General features: G+C 63.3%; 4 protein-coding genes. 2 read left to right on the top strand and 2 right to left on the bottom strand.

Going from position 1 to position 4,323, the window contains the following annotated elements:
- Nucleotides 1–469, bottom strand: a 469-nt coding sequence (locus EN879_RS25905; RefSeq protein ID WP_164774577.1) for a magnesium chelatase domain-containing protein, incomplete at its 3' end; no start/stop codon positions are given.
- A gap of 174 nt (nucleotides 470–643) precedes the next feature.
- Nucleotides 644–1,585, bottom strand: a complete 942-nt coding sequence (gshB, locus tag EN879_RS25900) for a glutathione synthase (protein ID WP_013528601.1) — start codon at nucleotides 1,583–1,585, stop codon at nucleotides 644–646.
- Between the two features lie 300 nt (nucleotides 1,586–1,885).
- Between gshB and EN879_RS25895 the strand changes: the two genes are divergently transcribed.
- A complete protein-coding gene (locus tag EN879_RS25895) occupies nucleotides 1,886–3,235 on the top strand; it encodes an EAL domain-containing protein (RefSeq protein ID WP_013528600.1) in 1,350 nt (449 codons plus the stop codon).
- Nucleotides 3,236–3,502: 267 nt separating this feature from the next.
- The gene (locus EN879_RS25890) at nucleotides 3,503–4,270 is read left to right on the top strand and encodes an SDR family oxidoreductase (protein ID WP_063169668.1); all 768 of its coding nucleotides are present in this window, start codon (nucleotides 3,503–3,505) and stop codon (nucleotides 4,268–4,270) included.
- Nucleotides 4,271–4,323: the final 53 nt, after the last annotated feature.

Raw genomic sequence — 4,323 nt, 5'->3', positions numbered from 1 at the left:
GTGCCAGAATGTCGAAATCCTTTCCAGCCCAGGCCGCCTCAGGTCCGCAGGCGAACGGGCAGATCAGGCCTTTGCCCTCGGCATTGGCGGCGATCGCCGCCGGCAAGGCGCCGGCGACCGCGGCAATCGTGCCGTCGAGCGACAATTCTCCAAGTACGACATAGCCGGCCAGCATGTCGCCCGGAATGGCGCCAAGGGCAGCCATCAGGCCAAGCGCGATCGGCAGGTCGTAGTGACTGCCTTCCTTCGGCAGGTCGGCCGGCGCCAGATTGACCGTGACCTTCTTCGACGGCATCGACAGGCCTGAAGCATGCAGTGCGGCCTGCACCCGCTCGCGGCTTTCGGCCACCGCCTTGTCGCCCAGGCCGACGATGTGCATGTTGACCTTGCCGGGCGCGATCATCACCTGCACATCGACCGGCACGGCCTCGATGCCCTGGAAAGCGACCGTGCGAACCCGCGCCACCATTTCTTTGCCCCCAGGCCACAACCCACGCGATGGCCAAGAAATGGCCCCACGGGCAGACAATCACAAATCCTCGGTCAAATCAAGAACATTACGGGAACATGTGAGCGCGTGGGTTGCAGCCGAATTGAGCGCGGTTGCAAAAACGGAACATGGTTAAGACAAAATGAAAACGGCTTACCCGCGCTTGTCCTCGACCGCGTCCCAGAACAGGCTGGCGATGTCGGCGCCGCCGAAGCGTTTGACCTCGCGCACGCCGGTCGGCGAGGTGACATTGATCTCGGTCATGTAGTCACCGATGACGTCGATGCCGACCAGGATGAAGCCACGCTCCTTCAGCGACGGCCCGATGCGGGCGCAGATCTCGCGTTCGCGCGCCGTCAGCTCGGTCTTTTCGGCGCGGCCGCCGACATGCATATTGGAGCGGGAATCATGTTCGGCGGGCACCCGGTTGATGGCGCCGACCGGCTCGCCGTCGATCAGGATGATGCGCTTGTCGCCCTTGCGCACGTCCTTGAGATAGCGCTGCACGATATAGGGTTCGCGAAACATCTGGCCGAACATTTCCAGCAGCGAGGCCAGGTTGCGGTCGCCCTCCAGCAGATGGAAGATGCCGGCGCCGCCATTGCCGTAGAGCGGCTTGACGATGATGTCGCCGAACTCCTTGCGGAAGGCGGCAACTTCGAGTGGATCCTTGGTGATCAGCGTGTCCGGCATCAGGTCGGCAAATTCGGTGACGAAGATCTTTTCCGGGCTGTTGCGCACCCAGGCCGGGTCGTTGACCACGAGCGTCTTCGGGTGGATGCGCTCCAGGATGTGCGTGGTGGTGATGTAGTTCATGTCGAAGGGCGGATCCTGGCGCAGCAGGACGACGTCCATCTCCGACAGATCGGTGCGCACCTTCTCGCCCAGCGAATAGTGGCTGCCTTTCTCGTCGCGCACCTGCATCTCCTCAATGCGGGCAAACACCTTGCCGTCGCGCAACGACAGCCGATCCGGCGTGTAGTGGAACAGCTCATGGCCACGCCGCTGCGCTTCCAGCGACAGCGCGAACGAGGTGTCGCCGGCGATCGACACGGTGGAGATGTGGTCCATCTGGACGGCGATTTTCAGCTTCATGGCGGGTCTCCGGCGGCTCTGATGGGCGACTGTCCTGCCTGTACAGGCTCACTGCCCGTCTGCCAATCGCGACCTTTTGAAGATTGGCATCAGCAAGTCGCAAGCTCGGCCCTGCCGGTCATTCCGTGACAGGAGCCAGGCTGCGCGTCCTCGTTGTTCCTTGAGCCCGAATGCACACCTCACATCGATCCTTCGAAACAGGTCGCGGTTGCCCATGGAAAATCGATTTCGCGATACGTTTCCTAAAGGGTTTGCTGCCAGTCTGAAAATAAATTCCGAAGTCACAAAACAGGGACACCGATGCAAACTTCGTTTGGCACCGGTCAGGCAAACAGGGAGAGCACGGATCTGGCATTCACCGATCCGTTGACCGGGCTTGGCAACCATCGCCGCTTCTTCGACAAGGTCGATCGGCTGATCGCCGACCGAGCCGACGATCCCGCGCCCTTTACCGTCGGGATTCTCGACCTCGACGGCTTCAAGCCGATCAACGATCTGTTCGGCCACAAGGCCGGCGACGACATCCTGATCCAGGTCGCGATGCGGCTGCGCGCCTCTATGGACGGCTATTCCACGGTCTGCCGCATCGGCGCCGACGAATTTGCTTTTCTCTATCCGATGGTATTCAGCGAGGACGCTGCGGCCGAAAAGTCGCGCATGCTGATCGAGATCCTGTCGGCGCCCTACGATGTCGGCGAACGCACCGCCAGGCTTTCGGCCTCGGTCGGCTGCTCGTTGTTCTATTCGGGCGACGAGACCACGGAAATCCTCATCAACAAGGCAGAGACGGCACTCTACCACGCCAAGCGTTCCGGCCGTGGCCGCGTCGTCGTCTACACCCGTGAGATGGAAGAAGCGGCCAAGCGCGTCACCCGCATCGAACAGGCGCTGCGCCGGGCTGTCTCGGCCGGCGAAGTGGAGCCGCATTTCCAACCCATCGTCGATCTCGCCACGCGCCGCACCATCGGCTTCGAGACGCTGGCGCGCTGGACCGACCGCGACCTGGGTTCCGTGCCGCCGACCGTCTTCATTCCCATCGCCGAGGAGCGCGGCATCATCGGCCCGTTGTCGCAGCTGGTGCTGCGCAAGGCGACGGAGGCCGCCAGAAGCTGGCCGAAGGACCTGTTCCTGTCGTTCAACCTGTCACCCTCGCAGCTCGTCGACCAGAACACCGGCCTGCACATACTGGCGATCCTCGACCGCACCGGCTTCGATCCGCGCCGGCTGGAGATCGAGATCACCGAGACCGGCCTGATGAACGACCCGGCCTCGGCCGCGCAGATCGTCGAGGATCTGCGCCGCGTCGGCATCCGCGTCTCGCTAGACGATTTCGGCACCGGCCAGTCCTCGCTCGGCCGCTTGCGCGAATTCCATTTCGACAAGCTCAAGATCGATCGCGCCTTCGTCTCCTCCATTCTCGACGACAGGCCGTCGGAACACATCATCCGCGCTATCCTCGCAATGTGCGAAGGGCTCGGCATGGACGTCGTCGCCGAAGGAATCGAGCAGGAAGCGCAGGCCGATCGCCTGGTCCAGTTTGGCTGCGCCGGCGGACAGGGCTATCTGTTCGGCAAGCCGGTCGATGCCGACGCCACGCTCGGCTATCTCCGCGATTCCTTCCGCGGCGCCCTGCGCGCCAAGGCGATCTGACCGGCGGTCCTCCGAGATCCCCAACCCCGACGGTGCTGCCGTGCGCATCCGGTGCGGCGCATTGTCGTTTTGTCTGACATAAGCCCTGAAATTCGGCGGTTCGCCCTTGCCCGCGCGCCTTGCGTGGCTAGGATGCGCGCCGATCACGCTACGGCGCCGCGCGTCTTTCAAGACGCGCAAAGGACGCTGTAGCATTTAACATTTGCGCATGATCCCTTTCCGAAAATCGATCCGATTTTCGGGGTCATGCGCTGGGAGACAACAACGATGATGCCATCGGCGCATTTTGCCGACCTCGAAGGAGCCTCGGTGCTGATCACCGGCGGCGGCTCCGGAATTGGCGCGGCACTGACCGAGGGTTTTGTGCGCCAGGGCGCCAATGTCGCCTTCATCGACATCGCCGACGGCCCAAGCACAGCTCTTGCCGACCGCATCGAGAAAGAATTCGGCCGCCGGCCGCTCTACCTCAAGACCGATTTGCGCGATGTCGAGGCCCTGCGGGCGTCCGCCGCGAAGGCTGCCGAGGCGCACGGCGATGTCACCGTGCTGGTCAACAATGCGGCCTGGGACGAACGCCACGCCGTCGAAGACGTGACGGTCGAGTTCTGGGACAACAACCAAGCCATTAATCTGAGGCCGCATTTCTTCACCGCGCAAGCGGTGGCGCCGGGCATGAAGCGGGCCGGCGGCGGCTCGATCATCAACTTCACCTCGACGTCCTATCTGATCAACCACCCCGACATGCCCTCCTACACGGCCGCCAAGGCCGGTATCCTCGGTCTGACCAAGGGGCTGGCCGGCAAGCTCGGTGTGGACGGCATCCGCGTCAACGCCATCGCACCCGGCTGGGTGATCACCGAGCGGCAGAAGGAGCTCTGGGTGACCGAACAGGGGCTTGCCGCCCATGTCGCCAAGCAGTGCATAAAACAGGTGATGCAGCCCGACGACATCGTCGGCACGGTGCTGTTCCTGGCCTCGGACGCTTCGCGCATGCTGACGGCGCAGATGCTGATCGTCGATGGAGGTTTCCTGTGAGCCAAGCCGGCAACGCACCGGCGGTCGCCGCCCTCGCCTGGGGCACGACCCCC

Origin of the sequence: Mesorhizobium sp. M7A.F.Ca.AU.002.02.1.1 (assembly GCF_003998535.1) — a bacterium.
In the GTDB taxonomy this organism is placed as follows: Bacteria; Pseudomonadota; Alphaproteobacteria; order Rhizobiales; family Rhizobiaceae; genus Mesorhizobium; species Mesorhizobium ciceri.
Note: the sequence above shows the minus strand (reverse complement) of the source record. Positions and strands in the feature narration are given on the sequence as shown.

Coding starts and splice junctions, on each gene's coding strand:
- gshB (WP_013528601.1), bottom strand. CDS start 1,585: ATGAAGCTGAAAATCGCCGTCCAGATGGACCACATCTCCACCGTGTCG.
- EN879_RS25895 (WP_013528600.1), top strand. CDS start 1,886: ATGCAAACTTCGTTTGGCACCGGTCAGGCAAACAGGGAGAGCACGGAT.
- EN879_RS25890 (WP_063169668.1), top strand. CDS start 3,503: ATGATGCCATCGGCGCATTTTGCCGACCTCGAAGGAGCCTCGGTGCTG.